The following is a 16,621-nucleotide window of genomic DNA, read 5'->3' as shown; positions in this document are numbered from 1 at the left end:
ATCGGATCTCACTTCAGTCGGTTCGTGCGGAGGCCTGCGGGGTCTTCTGCATGGCCTGTTCGCGGCGCAGGATTTCGCCGGCCAGGGCCAGGTAACTGACCGCGCCCCGGGACTTGGAATCATAGGTGATCACCGGCGCGCCATGGCTGGGTGCCTCCGCCAGCCGCACGTTACGCGGGATGATGGTGCGGTAGACCTTGTCGCCGAAATGGCTGATCAGCTGATTGGAGACATCGTTGGAAAGACTGTTGCGCGGGTCGTACATGGTGCGCAGCAGGCCACCGATATGCAGCTTGGGGTTCAGCACCGAGCGGATCTTCTCGATGGTGTTCATCAGCGAGGTGAGCCCTTCCAGAGCATAGTATTCGCACTGGATCGGCACGATCACCGAGTCCGCCGCGGTGAGCGCGTTGACGGTGAGCATGTTCAGCGATGGCGGGCAGTCGATGATGATGTAGTCGTATTCGTCGCGGATTCGCGCCAGGGCGTTACGCAGCCGGAACTCGCGCAGCTTCATATCAAGCAGCTGCACCTCGGCGGCGGTCAGGTCGCCATTGGCGGCGATCAGTTTGAAGCCGGACGACTCCGGGGTCTCGACCACCGCCTGTTCCACGTCCACCTCGCCGGTGAGCACTTCGAGGATGGTGTAGTCCGGCTCGTACTTGTCCACCCCGGCGCCGCTGGTGGCGTTGCCCTGGGGATCGATGTCCACCAGCAGGACCTTTTTGCGCGTGGCCGCCAGGGAGGCGGCCAGGTTGACGCTGCTGGTGGTCTTGCCCACTCCGCCTTTCTGGTTGGCAATGGCAAAAACGGTGGTCACTGCGATCTCCTTATGATCACCAGCACACGGGTCTCGTCCAGCCCCGGCACGGACAGAGGTTCCACGCGCGCGGTCCAGCCGGCCGGCAGCTCGGCCAGTTCGCGCTCCGCGGCGGCGGCTTTCATAGCCAGAACGCGGGTATGCGGCGCGATCAGCGGCTCCGTCACCGCCAGGATGTCGGGCAGGGCGGCAAAGGCACGGCTGATAATCTGCGATGGAGCATTACGGTACTGTTCCACGCGGGCATGCACAACCTCCACGTTGTCCAGGCCCAGCTCCCGCCTGGCCTGGCGCACGAAGCGCGCTTTCTTGCCGTTGCCGTCGAGCAGAACGAAGCGCTGCCCGGGCCGGGCGATGGCCAGGGGAATGCCGGGCAGGCCGGCGCCGGTGCCCACGTCCAGGGTGTCGCCGTCGTCCAGATGGGGCAGCACCGCCAGGGAATCGAGCAGGTGCCGGGCGACCATCTCGCCGGGCTCGCGCACGGCGGTGAGATTGAACGCCCGGTTCCATTTCACCAGCAGGTCACGGTAGCTGAGCAGCGCCGTGACCTGGTCCGCGTCCAGGGCCACGCCCAGATCGCGCAGGCCGTCTTGCAGACGGTCCCGGTCGGTCATGCCTGGCGGGCCGTCTGGTGCCGGTGCTTCTTCAGGTAGATCAGCAGCAGGGAAATCGCCGCCGGGGTCACGCCGGGGATGCGCCCGGCCTGGCCCAGGGTGGCCGGCCGCACCTCGCCCAGCTTCTGTTTCACCTCATTGGAGAGGCCCTTCACCGCGCCGTAATCGAAGTCCTCCGGCAGGGGCTGGTCCTCGGCGGCGCGCAGCTTGGCGATCTCCGCTTCCTGGCGGTCGATATAGCCGGCGTACTTGGCGGCGATTTCCACCTGCTCCACCACCGCGTCCGCCATCGGCGCCAGGCCGGCGGCCTCGGTCAGCGGCCGGTAGCTCAGCTCCGGGCGCTTGAGCAGGTCCATCAGGCTGTATTCGTGGGGCAGCGGTTTGTCCAGCAGGGCATTGACGCGCTCCGCCTCGGCGGTGCCCGGGCGCACGAAGGTGGCCTTCAGCCGCGCCTGTTCCTGCTCCATGCCCTCCCGTTTGGCCACATAGGCGGCCCAGCGGGCGTCGTCCACCAGACCCAGCTGGCGGCCTTTTTCGGTGAGGCGCAGGTCGGCGTTGTCCTCGCGCAGCAGCAGCCGGTATTCAGCACGGCTGGTGAACATGCGGTAGGGCTCCCGGGTGCCCATGGTGATCAGGTCGTCCACCAGCACGCCCAGGTAGGCCTCGTCACGGCGCGGTGCCCAGGCCTCTTTTTCCTGACTCAGCAGGGCCGCGTTCAGGCCCGCCAGCAGACCCTGGGCCCCGGCTTCCTCGTAGCCGGTGGTGCCGTTGATCTGGCCGGCGAAGAACAGCCCGGGCATGTGCCTGGTTTCCAGGCTGTGCTTGAGGTCCTGCGGGTTGAAATAGTCGTACTCGATGGCGTAGCCGGGGCGCGTGATGCGGGCGTTCTCGAAGCCGCGGATGGAGCGCACCGCCGCCATCTGCACATCAAACGGTAAACTGGTGGAAATACCGTTGGGGTACAGTTCATGGGTGTCCAGCCCTTCCGGCTCGACGAAGATCTGGTGGCTGTTCTTGTCCGGGTAGCGGTTGACCTTGTCCTCGATGGACGGACAGTAGCGCGGGCCGGTGCCTTCGATGACACCGGTGAACATGGGGCTGCGGTCGAACCCGGAGCGGATGATGTCGTGGGTGTGTTCGTTGGTGTGGGTAATGTAGCAGCACACCTGGCGCGGGTGTTCCTCCACCTTGCCCAGGTAGCTCATCACCGGCACCGGGTCGTCGCCCCACTGCTCTTCCATCACCGAGAAGTCCACGGTCTTGCCGTCGATGCGCGGCGGCGTGCCGGTCTTCAGGCGGTCGACCCGGAACGGCAGCTCGCGCAGGCGCCGGGCCAGGGCGTTGGACGGCTGGTCGCCGGCGCGCCCGCCCTGGTGGTTGTCCAGGCCCACGTGGATCACGCCGCCCAGGAAGGTACCGGCGGTGAGCACCACCGCGTCGGCGTGGAAACGCAGCCCCATATTGGTGACCGCGCCCACGCAGCGGCCGTTTTCCACGATCAGGTCGTCCACCGCCTGCTGGAACAGGGTCAGATTGGGCTGGTTTTCGAGGATGCCACGGATCGCCGCCTTGTAGCGCACCCGGTCCGCCTGGGCGCGGGTGGCACGCACCGCCGGGCCCTTGCGGGCGTTGAGCACGCGGAACTGGATGCCGCCCAGGTCGGTGGCGCGGGCCATGGCGCCGCCCAGGGCGTCAATCTCGCGCACCAGGTGGCTTTTGCCGATGCCGCCGATGGCCGGGTTGCAGCTCATCTGGCCCAGGGTTTCGATATTGTGGGTGAGCAGCACCGTATCCACGCCCATGCGCGCCGCCGCCAGGGCCGCCTCGGTGCCGGCGTGGCCGCCGCCAATCACGATAACGCCGAATCGATGGGGGTATTCCATGGGATGCTCTACCTTCGCCCGGGGAGGGGCGTCTAAAATATGACCAGATCGGGCGCGCTAGTATAGTCTCAATGTGGCTAAAATAAAGGCCGGCGCACATGTAGGCGGCTCCACCTTCCTATATAATGTTCCAACCTTAACCCGCTGTTTCATATTCCAGGAGCGCATTTGGATTCATTGAACCTTTTCTTGCTGGTGGGAACCGGGCTGATGTTCACCGGCCTGCTGCTCGGGTCGATCAGTTCCCGGGTGGGCGTTCCCTCCCTGCTGGTGTTTTTGCTGGTCGGCATGTTCGCCGGCGAGGACGGCATTGGCGGCATTCGGTTCGATGACTTTTCCCTGGCCTATGTGGTGAGCAACATCGCCCTGGCGGTGATCCTGCTGGACGGCGGCCTGCGCACCCGGCTCAGTACCTTCCGGCTGGCGCTGCGCCCGGCGCTGACCCTGGCCACCCTGGGCGTGGCCCTGTCCGCCTCCCTGGTGGGCGCCTTCGCCACCTGGGTGATCGGCGTGGACTGGCGGCTGGGGCTGCTGCTGGGCGGCATCATCGGCTCCACCGACGCCGCCGCCGTATTCAATGTGGTCAAGGGCGCCGGGGTCACGCTCAACGAACGGGTGGCCAGCACCCTGGAGATCGAGTCCGGCCTCAACGACCCGATGGCCATCTTCATCACCCTGATGCTGGTGGAAGTGCTGGTGAACCCGGAGATGGGCCTGGGCCTGAACATGCTGATCACCCTGGTGCAGCAATTCGGCCTGGGCATCTTGATGGGCCTGAGCCTGGGCGCCCTGCTCAGCGAGATCCTGCTGCGCGTGCGCAGCAACGAGGGACTGCATGCCTTGCTGCTGTGCAGCGGCGGCGCCATGGTGTTCGCGCTCACCAACCTGGCCGGCGGCAGCGGCTTCCTGGCCATCTACCTGGCCGGCCTGGTGGCCGGCAACCGGCGCGGCGGCACCGGCGATAACGTGCTGCGTTCCATGGACTCCATGGCCTGGCTGGCCCAGTCCGGCATGTTCCTGATGCTGGGGCTGCTGGTGACGCCCTCGGAAATGGGCGACAGCCTGGTGGACGCCCTGATGGTGGCGGCCTTCCTGATGATCGTGGCACGCCCTCTGTCGGTGTGGGTGAGCCTGCGGCCGTTCCGCTTCAGCTGGCGGGAGGAGCTGTTCATCGCCTGGACCGGCCTGCGCGGGGCGGTGCCCATCGTGCTGGCGGTGTTCCCGCTGCTGGCCGGGGTCGGCCAGACCCGGCTGCTGTTCGACATCACCCTGGTGGTGGTGCTGATTTCGCTGCTCGCCCAGGGCACCAGCCTGCGCTATGTGGCGCGCTGGCTGAAGGTGTCGGTACCGGCCACCACACCGCCCCGGCAAATGGTGCCCCTGGCCGCCTCCGGCGACCGCTACCTGATGCAGTTCGAGGTGGACGCCGGGGCCAAGGCCGAGGGTCAGCACCTGGGCGCCATCACCAGCCCGCGCATCACGCCATTGCTGATCATCCGTAATCAGGAGTTCCGCAACCTGGCGGAGGATCCGGTGATCGAAGCCGGCGATCTGGTGACCTGGCTGGCGCCGGTGGCGGAGAAGGATTATCTGTCGGATCTGTGTCACCGCCTTTCCAAGGACGAGAAACGCTATTACGGTGAATTCTTTCTGCGCGGCAGCGTGCCGGTGGACCAGCTGGTGGCGGTGTACGGGATGGAAAAACCGGACCCGGCCCTGGAAGGGCTCACCGTGGAAGCCCTGTTCGAACGTCGGTTCGGCCACCAGGCGGTGGTGGGCGACACCCTGCGTCTGAGCGGCCTGAAGCTGCGCGCCCGCACCGTGGAACAGGGCCGCGTGGTCCTGATCGGCATCAAATTGCCCAAATAAAGAGGATGGACCCATGCCCCGTTTCGACAACCACCGTGTCCTGATCACCGGCGCCGGCGCGGGCATCGGCCAATTAATGGCGGAGAAGTTCGCCGCCCACGGTGCCGAGGTGATCGTCACCGCCCGGCGCATCGCCGCCGCCCGCGAGGTGGTGGATCACATCGCCAATGCCGGCGGCAACGCCCATGCCTACACCCTGGACGTCAGCAAGATCGCCTCGATCGCGAAGTTTCGCGACCAGCTGCATGAGGAACGGGGCCCGATCAGCATCCTGGTGAACAACGCCGGGGTGGTGCACGGCGGCGAGTTCGAACAGGTCGACCTGCAGCAGCACCTGGACACCTTCAAGGTCAACGCCGAGGGCCTGATGGCCTGCAGCCACGCCTTCATGGCGGATCTGCTGGCCGCCGACCGCGCCCATCTGGTCAACATCGCCAGCGCCTCCGCCTTTATCGGCCTGCCCTATGGCAGCACCTACGCGGCCAGCAAGTGGGCGGTGGTGGGCTTTTCCGAATCCCTGCGCCTGGAACTGGCGGAACGGGGCCAGCGCCACGTCAAGGTCACCACCGTGTGCCCGAGCTACATCGCCACCGGCATGTTCAAGGGCGTGAAGACCCCGCTGTTTTCTCCCATGCTCACCCCGGACCGGGTGGCCGACAGCATTCTGCGCGGCGTCGCCAAGGGCGAGGCATTCGTGATCGAGCCGCCCATGGCCCGCTCCGTGGAACTGCTCAAGGGCGTTCTGCCCCGCCGCGTGTGGGATCAGGTGGCGCGGCGCACCGGCGTGTCCACCTCCATGTACAGCTGGAAGGGCAAGCAGGGCTGACCTTTCCATTTTGTGCATACCTGTTCGCAAGCGAAGGCATGACCGGCGATTCACCCTACAGCCGGCGGCCTTCGCTTCGCCGTCAATGTCAGTCAACGCTCGTTCGCTAACATTGCCTGCCATACGACGACCCCGCCCGACACGGGCGCGGCCCGCATTGCGAACAGAGAGTGTGCTATGCCGACCTACAAGGCTCCCCTGCGCGACATGCGCTTCCTGATCAACGAAGTGTTCGACTTCGAGAGTCACTACAAGACCCTGCCCAACGGCGAGGAAGCCACCCCGGATATGGTGGAGGCGATTCTCGGCGAACTGGCGCGCCTGTGTGAAAACACCATCGCGCCGCTCTACCAGAGCGGCGACGAGGAAGGGTGCAAGCTGGAAGACGGGCAGGTGACCACGCCCAAGGGCTACAAGGAAGCCTACCAGGAGTACGTGGCCGGCGGCTGGCAGGGCCTGTCCCACCCCACCGAGTACGGTGGCCAGGGTCTGCCCATGTCCCTGAACCTGTTCAAGCAGGAAATGCTGGGCGCCGCCAACTGGTCCTTCGCCATGTACCCGGGCCTGTCCCTGGGCGCCATGAACACCATTCAGCTGCACGGCGATGAAGAGCAGAAACAGACTTATCTGAGCAAGCTCACCGAGGGCACCTGGGCGGGCACCATGTGCCTCACCGAGCCCCAGTGCGGCACCGACCTGGGCCAGGTGAAAACCAAGGCCGAGCCCCAGGACGACGGCTCCTACAAGCTCACCGGCACCAAGATCTTCATTTCCTCCGGCGACCACGATCTCACCGAGAACATCGTGCACATCGTGCTGGCCCGCCTGCCGGACGCGCCCAAGGGCACCAAGGGCATCTCCCTGTTCATCGTGCCCAAGTACCTGCCCGGCCAGATCGGCGAGGACAACGGCGTGACCTGCGGTTCCCTGGAAAAGAAAATGGGCATCAAGGCGTCCGCCACCTGCGTGATCAACTTCGACGGCGCCACCGGTTACCTGATCGGCCCGGCCAACCAGGGCCTGGAGTGCATGTTCACCTTCATGAACTCGGCGCGCATCGGCACCGCCTGCCAGGGCATCGCCCACGCGGAACTGGCCTACCAGGGCTCACTGCCCTACGCCAAGGAGCGCCGCTCCATGCGCGCCCTGTCCGGCAAGAAAGACCCGGACGCGGTGGCCGACGCCCTGATTCACCACGGCGACGTGCGCCGCATGCTGCTCAAGCAGAAGGCCATCGCCGAAGGCGGCCGGGCGATGATCTACTTCGCCGCCCAGTACGCCGACCACATGATTTCCGGCATCCTGGAAGACGACAAGGACAAGTACGACCGCTGGGACAGCGAGCTGGGTTTCCTGACCCCGATCCTCAAGGGCTTCCTCACCGAGAAAGGTCTGGAAGTGGCCAACGACGCCATGCAGATCTTCGGCGGCCACGGCTACATCAAGGAACACGGCATGGAGCAGATCGTGCGCGACGCGCGCATCGCCACGCTCTATGAAGGGACCACCGGGATCCAGGCCCTGGACCTGCTGGGCCGCAAGGTGCTGCTGTCCAGTCGTGGCAAGTGCGTGCGCGATTTTTCCAGGAAACTGCTCGATTTCGGTCGCAAGCACCTCACCGACGGCGAACTGCGCCCCTATGCCTGGAAGCTGCTGAAGATCGCCGCCGAGTGGAATTACCTGACCACCCGCATCATGCTGATCGCCGCCAAGGACCGGGAGATGGTCGGCACCGCCAGCTACGATTTCCTGATGTATTCCGGCTACGCCATGATGGCCTACTTCTGGGCCCTGCAGGCCAAGGTGGCGCGGGACAAGCTGGCCCACGGCGGCAACGAGCCGAAGGAGTTCTACCAGGCCAAGCTGGCCACCGCGGAGTTCTTCTTCGAGCGCATGCTGCCCGCCGCCAAGGGCCACGCGGACGCCGCCCTCAAATCCACCAAAAGCACCATGCAGCTGGCGCCGGAGCATTTCTCGTTCGACTACGAGTAAGCCGTGTGATCCAGCAGTTCAACGAGATGGCCGACCACCAGGTCGGCCTGATCGGCGAACTGTCCGTTGCCCCCGTTGAGCAGTAATCCCGCCGCCATACCGGCGTTTCGCGCCGCCTGCAGATCGTAGACGAAATCCCCCACATACAGGCACTCCGCCGGCACCAGCCGTAGCCGGTCGGCGATCCGCAGCAGTCCTTCCGGATGCGGTTTGGGCGCGCAATCCTCGCGGGTCAGAATCAGGTCCACCGGCAACCCCAGCACCTGATCGGTACGCGCCACGGCGGCGCGGCTGTTACGGGTAAGAATGGCGGTGGGCACGCCGTGGCGGCGCAGCGCCGCCAGCAACGCCTCGGCACCGTCGATCCAGGTGGCGGCCTCGGCGCCGGCCATTTCATGGCGATGGATCACCCGCCGGGCGTGGCTGGCCTGCTCCGGCGGCAGGGTCTCCAGGTGCTCCAGCAGGCCGATGCCTTCCGGAAAACCCAGCTCCCCGCGCAGGGCGGCGAAATCCAGGCGGGTATCCACCAGGGTACCGTCGAGGTCGAACAGCAGGGCCTGAAAACGGCGCGGTGGCATGGACGTCTCCTTGGCGATCATGACAAGCGCCAAGGGTACCCGGCCACCGCGCAACGGTCAGTGACGGCGGCGCAGCAGGCCCGCCAGCACCACCAGCAGCCCGTAGCCCAGGCCGCCGCCGTTGCTGCCGCTGTCGCCGCCGCTATCGCCATCGTCCCCATTGTCCTGGTCCGGCTGATCGCCGCCGGCGTTGGCGGACAGCGCCATATCGATCACCACCGGATCGTGGTCGGAGGCCCGCCAGGCGTCCGCGGCGTAGTAGCGCTGGTGTTGCTCTTCACTCTGGTAATCCGGCAGCTGATAGGAAAACGCCACCGGTTCATCCGCGTTGATGTGCCATTCCAGGGCGGCCAGCACCTTGCCATTAAGGCGTTCGGAAGCCAGGGCATGGTCCAGATAGCCGGCTTCGCCTTGGTAGGTGTAGCTGTAGGCGTCCTCGCCCTGGAAACGCTGGATCAGATCCACCAGGCCGGCGTCGCGCAGGGTGGTGATCGGGTCTTCCTGGGCGTAACTGTTGAGGTCGCCCATCACCAGCCAATGGCCATCGCCGGTACCGGTGGGATCGTCCCGCATCCAGCTCAACAATTGCTCGGCGGCGGCCACCCGCTCCGCGTTCCAGCAGCCCTGGCCGTCGCCCTGGGCGCTGTTGATGCCGTCATCCGGGCAGCTGCCCTTGGACTTGAAGTGGTTGACCACCACGGTGAGGGTCTCGCCGCCGTTCAGGGGTTGGAAGGTCTGGGCCAGCGGCTGGCGGTTGCTGGCATTGCCGAAGGCGCCGGCGTCGGTGGTGGCGGCGGTGCCCGCCTCCTCGACCACATCGCCCCGGTAAATCAGCCCCACGGCGATGGCATCACCGCCCAGGCGCTCAAGGCCCGGGTCCACGTAGCGCCAGGCCGGCCCCAGGGCGGCGGTGAGCTGGGCGATGGCGGAGTCCGGGCCATAGCCGTCGTTCTCCACCTCCATCAGGCCGACCACATCGGCGTCGATGTCGTTGAGCGCGGCCACCAGCTTGTCCTGCTGCCGGCTCAGCTCCTCGCTGCTCTTCGCCCCCCGCGCGGTGGGGAAGCCGCCGCCGTTGCCGTCGCCGTTGAAGTAGTTGAGCACGTTGAAGGAGGCCACCCGAAGGTCGCTGCCGGCGGCCCGGTCCGGCACCGGGGCACGGGGGTTGGCGGTGGCGTCGAAGCGCACCTCGCCCACCGGCTGCAGCCGCCATTGGCTGAAGCCGTAGGTGAACACCGCCTGGAACGGCCGGGTGCGATAGCCGGCACGCAGGGTATTGTCGGCGGCCAGACCGCCCTCCGGATAGATCACCGTGGCCGGATTCTGGGCGTTGGAGGCATCGTCCAGCAGCACCTGGTTACGGGCATTGGCTTGCTTCACCGCCCGCGCCGGGTCGCCCGGGGCCGCCACGTTGGTGGGGTTGAACAGACGGCCGTTGCTCAGCGTCATGCTGCCGTAGCGGGCCAGCTCGTAATTGTCGCTCACGGTGAGCGGTTGCTCCACGCTCACCAGCATGCCTTCCAGGGCTTCCCGGTCGGCCAGATCATCGAACGGCAGGGTCAGCACCACCGGCGTCACCGTCACGCCCTGCTCGCAGACCGCCCGCTGGTCGGCGCTGATCTGGGTAAGGCCGTAGTACTCGCTGACCGTGCCGCTCACCCGCACCCGGTCACCGGCGCTCACGTCGGCCTCCGGTTGATAGATGAACAGGCCCTCGGACGTGGCCGGGTCGTCGTCCCGGTGGGCCTCGGTTTCCATCACATAGAAGCCGTCGAAGGCCGGGTACAGGGCGGTGACCACCGCCTCGATCACATGGCCCTCGCCGTCCAGCGGGGAGCTGTCGCCGTCGCCCTGAATGGCGGCGATGCGGGTCACCGGCTCGCCGCAGGCGCCCAGGGGCACCGGCTCCTGGCCGCCTTCACCGCCGCCGGTGCCGGGCTCACCCAGACCGTCCAGGGTATCCGAGGGGAAGCCCACCCACTGCGCCGACGGGTCGAAGGCATCGTCGATCACGGTATCGCCGCCGGTGACGCTGTCCTTGCGGCGCAGAGTCCGGTCCGCCGTGCTCAGGCCACCCCCGGTCCAGGCGCTGCCCGGGTCCTCGCCGACCCGGCCGAAGCTGTCCACCACGCCGTCGGCGTTACGCAGCACATAGGCGTCGTCGCCATTGTGGTTGATGGTGGCGCTGGTGATGTCCGCCAGCCCGGCCAGGGTGCCAGTGGCCTGGCTGGTGACGATCACCAGCACATCACCGCCGGCCAGGTTCTGGCCGTCCAGGGCCAGGCTGCTGCTCGCCGTGGTGGCGCCGTTGCTGTAGCGCTCCAGCACGTAGCCGTTCAGGCTCTGGCTGGTATCCCCGGAGTTGTACAGCTCCAGCGCTTTGTTCTGGCCGCTGCCTTCCACGTACTCACTGATCAGAATATTGCCCTGGGCGCTGCAGGCCATTGCCAGCCCGGCCAGCCCCATGATGAAGATGCGCATAACCCTCTCCGCGAACGATGATCGGAGTACCCTGACAAGGGCCCGTGACCAAACCATTTCATGGGGATGGCAACCTTCTTGCAGGCACTTTGGCATCGGCCATTGCAGCGGCATTGGCAAGTGCCGAAAACGTGAAACATCGCACATAGTGGTGGGCTCCAGGGCCAAGCCCGGTTTACCGCAAGGCACATTCAGGACCCGGGCCGCTCTGCTAAGATGGCCCGTAACGCCAAGGAGATAGCGCGTCCTGTTCCCGAGCGGGACGGCGATAAAAAGTGAGGATGGCATGAAAACCCTGAGTCCGGTGGATCAGTTGTTCCTGTATCTGGAAAAACGACAGCAGCCCATGCACGTGGCGGGCCTGCAATTGTTTTCTTTCCCCGAGGGCGCCGGCCCCAAATACGTCAGTGAGCTGGCGCAGTCGATCCGTGATTATTGCCGTCCCGAACCGCCCTTCAACCAACGCTTGCGGCGCCGCTGGGGCCAGTGGCACTGGGATGAGGACAAGCAGTTCGACATCGATCACCATTTCCGCCACGAGGCCCTGCCCAAGCCGGGCCGCATCCGTGAACTGCTATCGCTGGTGTCCGCCGAGCATTCCAATCTGCTGGACCGGGAGCGCCCACTCTGGGAGGCGCACCTGATCGAAGGCATTCGCGGCCGCCAGTTCGCTCTCTATACCAAGGTCCACCATTCCATGGTGGACGGCATCTCGGCCATGCGCATGGGCATGCGGGCGCTGTCAACGGACCCGGACGAACGGGACCTGCCGCCGGTGTGGGCCTACAAACCCAATAAGCGCGGACGGGGGGTGAGCAGCCCGGTGGACGCGGTCAGCAGCCTGGCCCGCCTGACCGCCGGCGCCAGCCGCCAGCTCGCCACGGTGCCGGCGCTGACCCGGGAAATCTACCGGGTCACCCAGAAAGCCAAGGACGATCCCAATTTCGTGTCCATCTTTCAGGCCCCGGACACCATTCTCAACCAGTGCATCACCGGTTCACGGCGGTTCGCCGCCCAGAGCTATTCCCTGCCGCGCCTGAAAAAGCTGGCCAGCGCCTTCAATTGCACCCTTAACGACGTGGTGCTGAGCATGTGCGGCCATGCGCTGCGCGAGTATCTGATCAGCCAGAATGCCCTGCCCGACCAGCCACTGATCGCCATGGTGCCCATGTCCCTGCGCAAGGACGACAGCGCCGGCGGCAACCAGATCGCCATGATCCTGGCCAACCTGGGCACCCATGTGTGCGATCCGGCCAACCGGCTGCGCGTGGTGCAAGCCTCGGTGAAGGAGGCCAAGCAACGGTTCGCGCAGATGAGCCCGGAGGAAATTCTTAATTTTACCGCTCTGAGCATGGCGCCCACCGGGCTCAACCTGCTCACCGGCCTGGCACCGCGCTGGCGGGCGTTCAATGTAATCATTTCCAACGTGCCCGGCCCCAAGGAGCCGCTGTACTGGAACGGCGCCCAGCTCAATGGCCAGTACCCGGTGTCGGTGGTGCTGGACCGCATCGCCCTGAACATGACGCTGACCAGCTACCGGGATCAGATCGAGTTCGGATTGATCGCCTGCCGCCGTACCCTGCCCTCCATGCAGCGCCTGCTGGACTACCTGGAACAGTCCATTCGCGAGCTGGAGATCGCCGGCGGCCTGCGCTGAGCGGGCCTCCGGCGGGGCCCCAAAGGCCCGCCAAAAAAAGGTTGGTGTAGCGGCATAAAGGGGGTAAAGTCAAAAAGGCTGCAGATTGTGGCAGTGGTCTGTTTTGGTAGTTGCCTTCCTCCGCGTGAAGCTCAAGAAGTCTCCGAACACCCCTCCCCTGGTTTGCATGCATCACCCTATGAAAAGTTTTGAGGTATAGATTCACATGGCTACTGGTACCGTTAAATGGTTCAACGAATCCAAGGGTTTCGGTTTCATTTCCCAGGATGACGGCGGCGCGGATGTCTTCGTTCACTTCAGCGCGATCACTGGCTCTGGCTTCCGTACTCTGGCCGAAGGCCAGAAAGTAAGCTTCGATATTCAGCAAGGTCCGAAAGGTCCGCAGGCGGCCAACGTCGTCGCTGAATAAGACCTGAACGTACGGGCCGGGGCCGGCTCCCCGCCCGCCGTTTTCAAGGTCGGAAAACCCCGCCTCGGCGGGGTTTTTTTATGGCCCGCCTTCCCTGGCGCGGGCAGCTCAGGTCAGAGGATGCCCTGCCCGACCATGGCTTCCGCCACCCGCAGGTAGCCGGCCATGTCCGCTCCCACCAGATAATCCGGCCGCTCCCCATCGCCGCCGTGATCCAGACAGCGTTGGTGCACCCGGGCCATGATATCGCGCAGCCGGCGATCCACTTCCTCGGCGCTCCAGCTTTCCCGGCGGCTGTTCTGGCTCATTTCCAGACCGCTCACCGCCACGCCGCCGGCGTTGGCCGCCTTGCCCGGGCCGAACACCACACCGGCACCTCGCAGCCGTTTCACGGCGGCGCCGGAACAGGGCATGTTGGCGCCCTCCACCACCCAGCCGCAACCGTTGTCGATGAGCCGGTCGGCATCGTCTTCTTCCAGTTCATTCTGGGTGGCGCAGGGTAAGGCGATGTCGCAGGGGATGTCCCAGGGACGTTCGCCGTCCCGGTATTCCACCCCGTCGAAGCGGTCCGCCAGGTCACCAACCTTGCCGCCGTCGTTCTTGATCTCCGCCACCGCCTCCAGGTGGTCCCGGGTAAAGCCCTTCTCGATGTACACGCTGCCCCGGGAGTCGGACAGGGTGACCACCCTGGCGTCGCATTCCAGCGCCTTCTCCAGGGCGTGACGGGCCACGTTACCGGCGCCGGAGATCGCCACCGTGCGCCCGTCCAGGGTCTGATCGCGCTGGCGCAGCATCGCCTCCAGAAAGTAGATCAGGCCGTAGCCGGTGGCCTGCACCCGCAGGGCGCTGCCGCCGAAGGAGAGCTGCTTGCCGGTGAAGCCGCCGTCGTGGCGGCGACCAAGCTTGCGGTACATACCAAACAGGTAGCCGATTTCCCGCGGGCCCACGCCCATGTCACCGGCCGGCACGTCGGTATCGGCGCCCATGTGGTGATGGAACTCGGTCATGAACGCCTGGCAGAAGCGCATCACCTCGGCGTCGCTGCATCCCTTGGGATTGAAGTCCGAACCGCCCTTGCCGGCGCCCAGTGGCAGGCCGGTGAGCGCGTTCTTGAGGGTTTGTTCCAACGCCAGAAAGGTGAGCACATCCAGGTTCACCGAGGGGTGGAACCGCAGGCCCCCTTTATAGGGGCCCAGGGCGCCGTTCATCTGCACCCGGAAGCCGCGATTCACCCGGGTACGGCCGTCGTCGTCCACCCAGGGGACCCGGAACACCAGCGTGCGTTCCGGTTCCAGCAGCCGCGCCATCAGCGCGTCGTCGTCGAAGTCCGGGTGGTCCCTGAGGGGCCCCTCGATGCTTTCCAGCAGCGACCGGGCGGCCTGCTGAAAATGTGTGTGGTGGGGGTCCCTTTCCTTGATGCGGTCGAGTATCGATTGAGTATCCATGGGCCCCATGAAACCGGCCCGGCCATCAAAGACAAGTCATGGCCGCTTCAAAAAAAGTAAAAAGCCGAGCGGGGCGGACGCGGATTCAGCCCTCGAGCAGTGCCTTGCGGCGGCGCCAGTCGGGCATGCGGCGGTCCATCAGGGCATGGAATTCCGGCCCGTGGTGCATATGTTCCAGGTGGCAGAGCTCGTGCATCACCACATAGTCGATGGCCGTCGGCGGGTACTTCATCAGCAGCAGATTGAGGTTGATGTAGCCGCGCGGCGACAGGGAGCCCCAGCGGGTGCGCATCTTCTTGACCCGCAGCGTGGGGCGGCGGTGGCCACGCTCCTCGAACCAGGGAAACTGGCGCTCGATGCTGTCATGAAAGAAGGCGCGCGCCTGGGCGCGCCACCATTCGTAGAGCGCATCGCGCACCTGGCCCTCATCGTCGGGCCGGGGCACGGCGACGCACAGACGATCGTCCCGCAGGTCCACCCGGCCCCGGGCCGGGCCGGTGGACAAGGCGCGCACGTCCAGCGTGCGCGGCGTCCCCAGGTGCGGGCAGGGCTCGCCGTGGCGCCAGTGCTGACGCGGACGATGGGCCATGTCGCGACGCTGGCGTGCAATCCAGTCGCGGCGCTCGTCAACGAACGCTTCGATATGGCGGCCGGCCAGGCGCAGCGGCGCGCGCACCTGGACACGCCCGTCCGGGAAAACCCGCACCTCCAGGGAACGGCGCCGTGAGCGGACCAGTTCGTACTCCAGCGGCGAGTCCATCAGACCGGCTCTTCCAGCGACCTTCTCCAGGACGGCAGCAGCGCGCCCCGGTTCAGGCTGCCCGGCAGGATGGTCACCGGCGCACCGCTGCCCAGCCCGTCATGGCCGCTGACGATGACCGCCTCCGCCTCGCTCAGGCCGGCGACCACTTCCACCCAGCCGTCCCGGCGGCCACCCAGTTGCACCGCGCGGCGCTCGGCGCGCTGCGCCGCGGTGATGGTGAATACGAAGCTCTGCGCCCCATAGGTGACGATGGCCTGCTCCGGCACCAGCAGGGCCGGATGCTCGCCGAACAGCATCGAGACCCGCAGAAACTCGCCGGGGCGCAGCAGCGCCTCGCCGTTGTCCAGGCTGGCTTTGACGGCAAGGCCGGGGCCGTCGGCGTCGACCTGACCGTTGAACACCATCACCTTGCCGCTGAATTGCTTGTGCGGATGGGCATCGCTGCTGAAGGTCACGTCCAGGCCCGGGCGCAACACCACCCGGTAACGCTCCGCCACCTGGAAGCTCACTTCCAGGTGGCGCACGCTGTCCAGGGTGGCGACGGGTTCACCGCGGCGCAGATAGACGCCCGGGTGCACCGGGCGCAGGCGCCCCATGATGCCGTCGAACGGCGCGCGAATACGGTGATCCTCCAGCGCCACCCGGCTCGAATCGAGACCGGCTCTGGCCGCTTCCATGTCGACCTTCAGATGATTCACCGCGGTCTGGGACAGGCCCTGGCTGTCCGCCTGCCGGGCCGCGCTCTGGTAGTCGGACAGGGCCCTCTGATAAACGGTCCGCGCCCGTTCCAGATCCGCCCGCGCCTGGCGATCGTCCAAAGACACCAGCAGGGTGCCCGCGTCCACGCTCTGGCCCTCGCGAAAATGCAATTTGCTGACCCGCCCGTCCACCGCCGTGAGCAGTGTGATGGTCCGGCTGGCCCGGGCGGTGCCGACCACATCCAGACGGTCGGTAAGCGGGCGGACGATGGCCGCCATGACATTCACCGCCGTGGGCGGTCCCTGGGCCCTGTCCCTGACCGATTGCCAATGCGCCCACCCGGCGAAGCCCAACAGGCCCACGGCGGCCACAATCAGCAGGCTGGCGATCACTCGCAGCATGGTTTTCTCCAGGATCGGGAGCACACCGGTTGCGCGCAGGGCCAGCCCGGCGCGGGGGGAACACGGAGTGTAAGCGTTGTAGGGGGCCGATCGGAGGGATCACCGGGCGGCTCCCGGCAGGGTACACGCTTGTCGGGCAGCGGGATATATGGCGGGGAAAGAACGGGGCCGGGTTGCCCGGCCC

13 protein-coding genes are annotated in these 16,621 nt (G+C 66.2%); 5 read left to right on the top strand and 8 right to left on the bottom strand.

Annotated elements, in window-relative coordinates; all coding sequences use genetic code 11:
* Window positions 1–13: 13 nt before the first annotated feature.
* The 3 genes from ACLD0W_RS05215 to mnmG are packed head-to-tail and all read right to left on the bottom strand — an operon-like array spanning window position 14 to window position 3,317.
* Entirely contained in the window at window positions 14–820 is an 807-nt protein-coding gene (locus tag ACLD0W_RS05215; protein ID WP_410306427.1) for a ParA family protein, read from the bottom strand.
* On the bottom strand, window positions 817–1,434 hold the full coding sequence (gene rsmG, locus ACLD0W_RS05210) for a 16S rRNA (guanine(527)-N(7))-methyltransferase RsmG (protein ID WP_410306426.1): 618 nt from the start codon (window positions 1,432–1,434) through the stop codon (window positions 817–819). Before rsmG ends, ACLD0W_RS05215 begins: the two co-directional genes overlap by 4 nt.
* Complete coding sequence (gene mnmG, locus ACLD0W_RS05205) at window positions 1,431–3,317, bottom strand: tRNA uridine-5-carboxymethylaminomethyl(34) synthesis enzyme MnmG (RefSeq protein WP_410306425.1); 1,887 nt, start codon at window positions 3,315–3,317, stop codon at window positions 1,431–1,433. Before mnmG ends, rsmG begins: the two co-directional genes overlap by 4 nt.
* 168 nt (window positions 3,318–3,485) lie before the next feature.
* On the opposite strand from mnmG, the gene ACLD0W_RS05200 reads away from it, so the two are divergent.
* The 3 genes from ACLD0W_RS05200 to ACLD0W_RS05190 all read left to right on the top strand — a co-directional run bounded on the left by ACLD0W_RS05200 (window position 3,486) and on the right by ACLD0W_RS05190 (window position 8,004).
* A complete protein-coding gene (locus tag ACLD0W_RS05200; protein WP_410306424.1) occupies window positions 3,486–5,186 on the top strand; it encodes a potassium/proton antiporter in 1,701 nt (566 codons plus the stop codon).
* Between the two features lie 13 nt (window positions 5,187–5,199).
* The gene (locus tag ACLD0W_RS05195; RefSeq protein WP_410306423.1) at window positions 5,200–6,012 is read left to right on the top strand and encodes an SDR family NAD(P)-dependent oxidoreductase; all 813 of its coding nucleotides are present in this window, start codon (window positions 5,200–5,202) and stop codon (window positions 6,010–6,012) included.
* 177 nt (window positions 6,013–6,189) lie between these two features.
* The gene (locus tag ACLD0W_RS05190; RefSeq protein ID WP_410306422.1) at window positions 6,190–8,004 is read left to right on the top strand and encodes an acyl-CoA dehydrogenase C-terminal domain-containing protein; all 1,815 of its coding nucleotides are present in this window, start codon (window positions 6,190–6,192) and stop codon (window positions 8,002–8,004) included.
* Here ACLD0W_RS05190 and ACLD0W_RS05185 read toward each other — a convergent pair.
* Together ACLD0W_RS05185 and ACLD0W_RS05180 are read right to left on the bottom strand one after the other, a co-directional pair.
* Window positions 7,995–8,582: an HAD family hydrolase gene (locus ACLD0W_RS05185; protein WP_410306421.1), complete on the bottom strand. Its 588-nt coding sequence runs from the start codon at window positions 8,580–8,582 to the stop codon at window positions 7,995–7,997. The genes ACLD0W_RS05190 and ACLD0W_RS05185 overlap by 10 nt on opposite strands.
* Before the next feature lie 57 nt (window positions 8,583–8,639).
* Window positions 8,640–11,063 carry an ExeM/NucH family extracellular endonuclease gene (locus tag ACLD0W_RS05180; RefSeq protein ID WP_410306420.1) on the bottom strand — a complete coding sequence of 808 codons (2,424 nt, stop codon included), beginning with the start codon at window positions 11,061–11,063 and terminating at the stop codon, window positions 8,640–8,642.
* Between the two features lie 286 nt (window positions 11,064–11,349).
* Between ACLD0W_RS05180 and ACLD0W_RS05175 the strand changes: the two genes are divergently transcribed.
* Both ACLD0W_RS05175 and ACLD0W_RS05170 read left to right on the top strand, forming a co-directional pair.
* Entirely contained in the window at window positions 11,350–12,720 is a 1,371-nt protein-coding gene (locus ACLD0W_RS05175; RefSeq protein WP_410306419.1) for a WS/DGAT/MGAT family O-acyltransferase, read from the top strand.
* Between the two features lie 205 nt (window positions 12,721–12,925).
* Window positions 12,926–13,129 (top strand): cold-shock protein, encoded by a 204-nt coding sequence (locus ACLD0W_RS05170; RefSeq protein ID WP_204426697.1) that lies wholly within the window; start codon window positions 12,926–12,928, stop codon window positions 13,127–13,129.
* Between the two features lie 113 nt (window positions 13,130–13,242).
* On the opposite strand, the gene gdhA is transcribed toward ACLD0W_RS05170, so the two are convergent.
* The 3 genes from gdhA to ACLD0W_RS05155 form a co-directional block, all read right to left on the bottom strand.
* Complete coding sequence (gene gdhA, locus ACLD0W_RS05165; RefSeq protein ID WP_410306418.1) at window positions 13,243–14,574, bottom strand: NADP-specific glutamate dehydrogenase; 1,332 nt, start codon at window positions 14,572–14,574, stop codon at window positions 13,243–13,245.
* A gap of 85 nt (window positions 14,575–14,659) precedes the next feature.
* Window positions 14,660–15,334 carry a M48 family metallopeptidase gene (locus ACLD0W_RS05160; protein ID WP_410306417.1) on the bottom strand — a complete coding sequence of 225 codons (675 nt, stop codon included), beginning with the start codon at window positions 15,332–15,334 and terminating at the stop codon, window positions 14,660–14,662.
* Window positions 15,334–16,437: an efflux RND transporter periplasmic adaptor subunit gene (locus ACLD0W_RS05155; protein WP_410306416.1), complete on the bottom strand. Its 1,104-nt coding sequence runs from the start codon at window positions 16,435–16,437 to the stop codon at window positions 15,334–15,336. Before ACLD0W_RS05155 ends, ACLD0W_RS05160 begins: the two co-directional genes overlap by 1 nt.
* Between the last annotated feature and the right edge of the window lie 184 nt (window positions 16,438–16,621).

It is taken from the genome of Alloalcanivorax sp. C16-1 (assembly GCF_046507805.1).
Lineage (GTDB): Bacteria > Pseudomonadota > Gammaproteobacteria > Pseudomonadales > Alcanivoracaceae > Alloalcanivorax.
Note: the sequence above shows the minus strand (reverse complement) of the source record. Positions and strands in the feature narration are given on the sequence as shown.

What these genes read in the sequence shown, in the direction of transcription:
- ACLD0W_RS05180 (WP_410306420.1), bottom strand. Translation starts at nt 11,063, where the DNA reads ATGCGCATCTTCATCATGGGGCTGGCCGGGCTGGCAATGGCCTGCAGC.
- mnmG (WP_410306425.1), bottom strand. Translation starts at nt 3,317, where the DNA reads ATGGAATACCCCCATCGATTCGGCGTTATCGTGATTGGCGGCGGCCAC.
- ACLD0W_RS05160 (WP_410306417.1), bottom strand. Translation starts at nt 15,334, where the DNA reads ATGGACTCGCCGCTGGAGTACGAACTGGTCCGCTCACGGCGCCGTTCC.
- ACLD0W_RS05195 (WP_410306423.1), top strand. Translation starts at nt 5,200, where the DNA reads ATGCCCCGTTTCGACAACCACCGTGTCCTGATCACCGGCGCCGGCGCG.
- ACLD0W_RS05170 (WP_204426697.1), top strand. Translation starts at nt 12,926, where the DNA reads ATGGCTACTGGTACCGTTAAATGGTTCAACGAATCCAAGGGTTTCGGT.
- ACLD0W_RS05155 (WP_410306416.1), bottom strand. Translation starts at nt 16,437, where the DNA reads ATGCTGCGAGTGATCGCCAGCCTGCTGATTGTGGCCGCCGTGGGCCTG.
- ACLD0W_RS05185 (WP_410306421.1), bottom strand. Translation starts at nt 8,582, where the DNA reads ATGCCACCGCGCCGTTTTCAGGCCCTGCTGTTCGACCTCGACGGTACC.
- rsmG (WP_410306426.1), bottom strand. Translation starts at nt 1,434, where the DNA reads ATGACCGACCGGGACCGTCTGCAAGACGGCCTGCGCGATCTGGGCGTG.
- ACLD0W_RS05190 (WP_410306422.1), top strand. Translation starts at nt 6,190, where the DNA reads ATGCCGACCTACAAGGCTCCCCTGCGCGACATGCGCTTCCTGATCAAC.
- ACLD0W_RS05175 (WP_410306419.1), top strand. Translation starts at nt 11,350, where the DNA reads ATGAAAACCCTGAGTCCGGTGGATCAGTTGTTCCTGTATCTGGAAAAA.
- gdhA (WP_410306418.1), bottom strand. Translation starts at nt 14,574, where the DNA reads ATGGATACTCAATCGATACTCGACCGCATCAAGGAAAGGGACCCCCAC.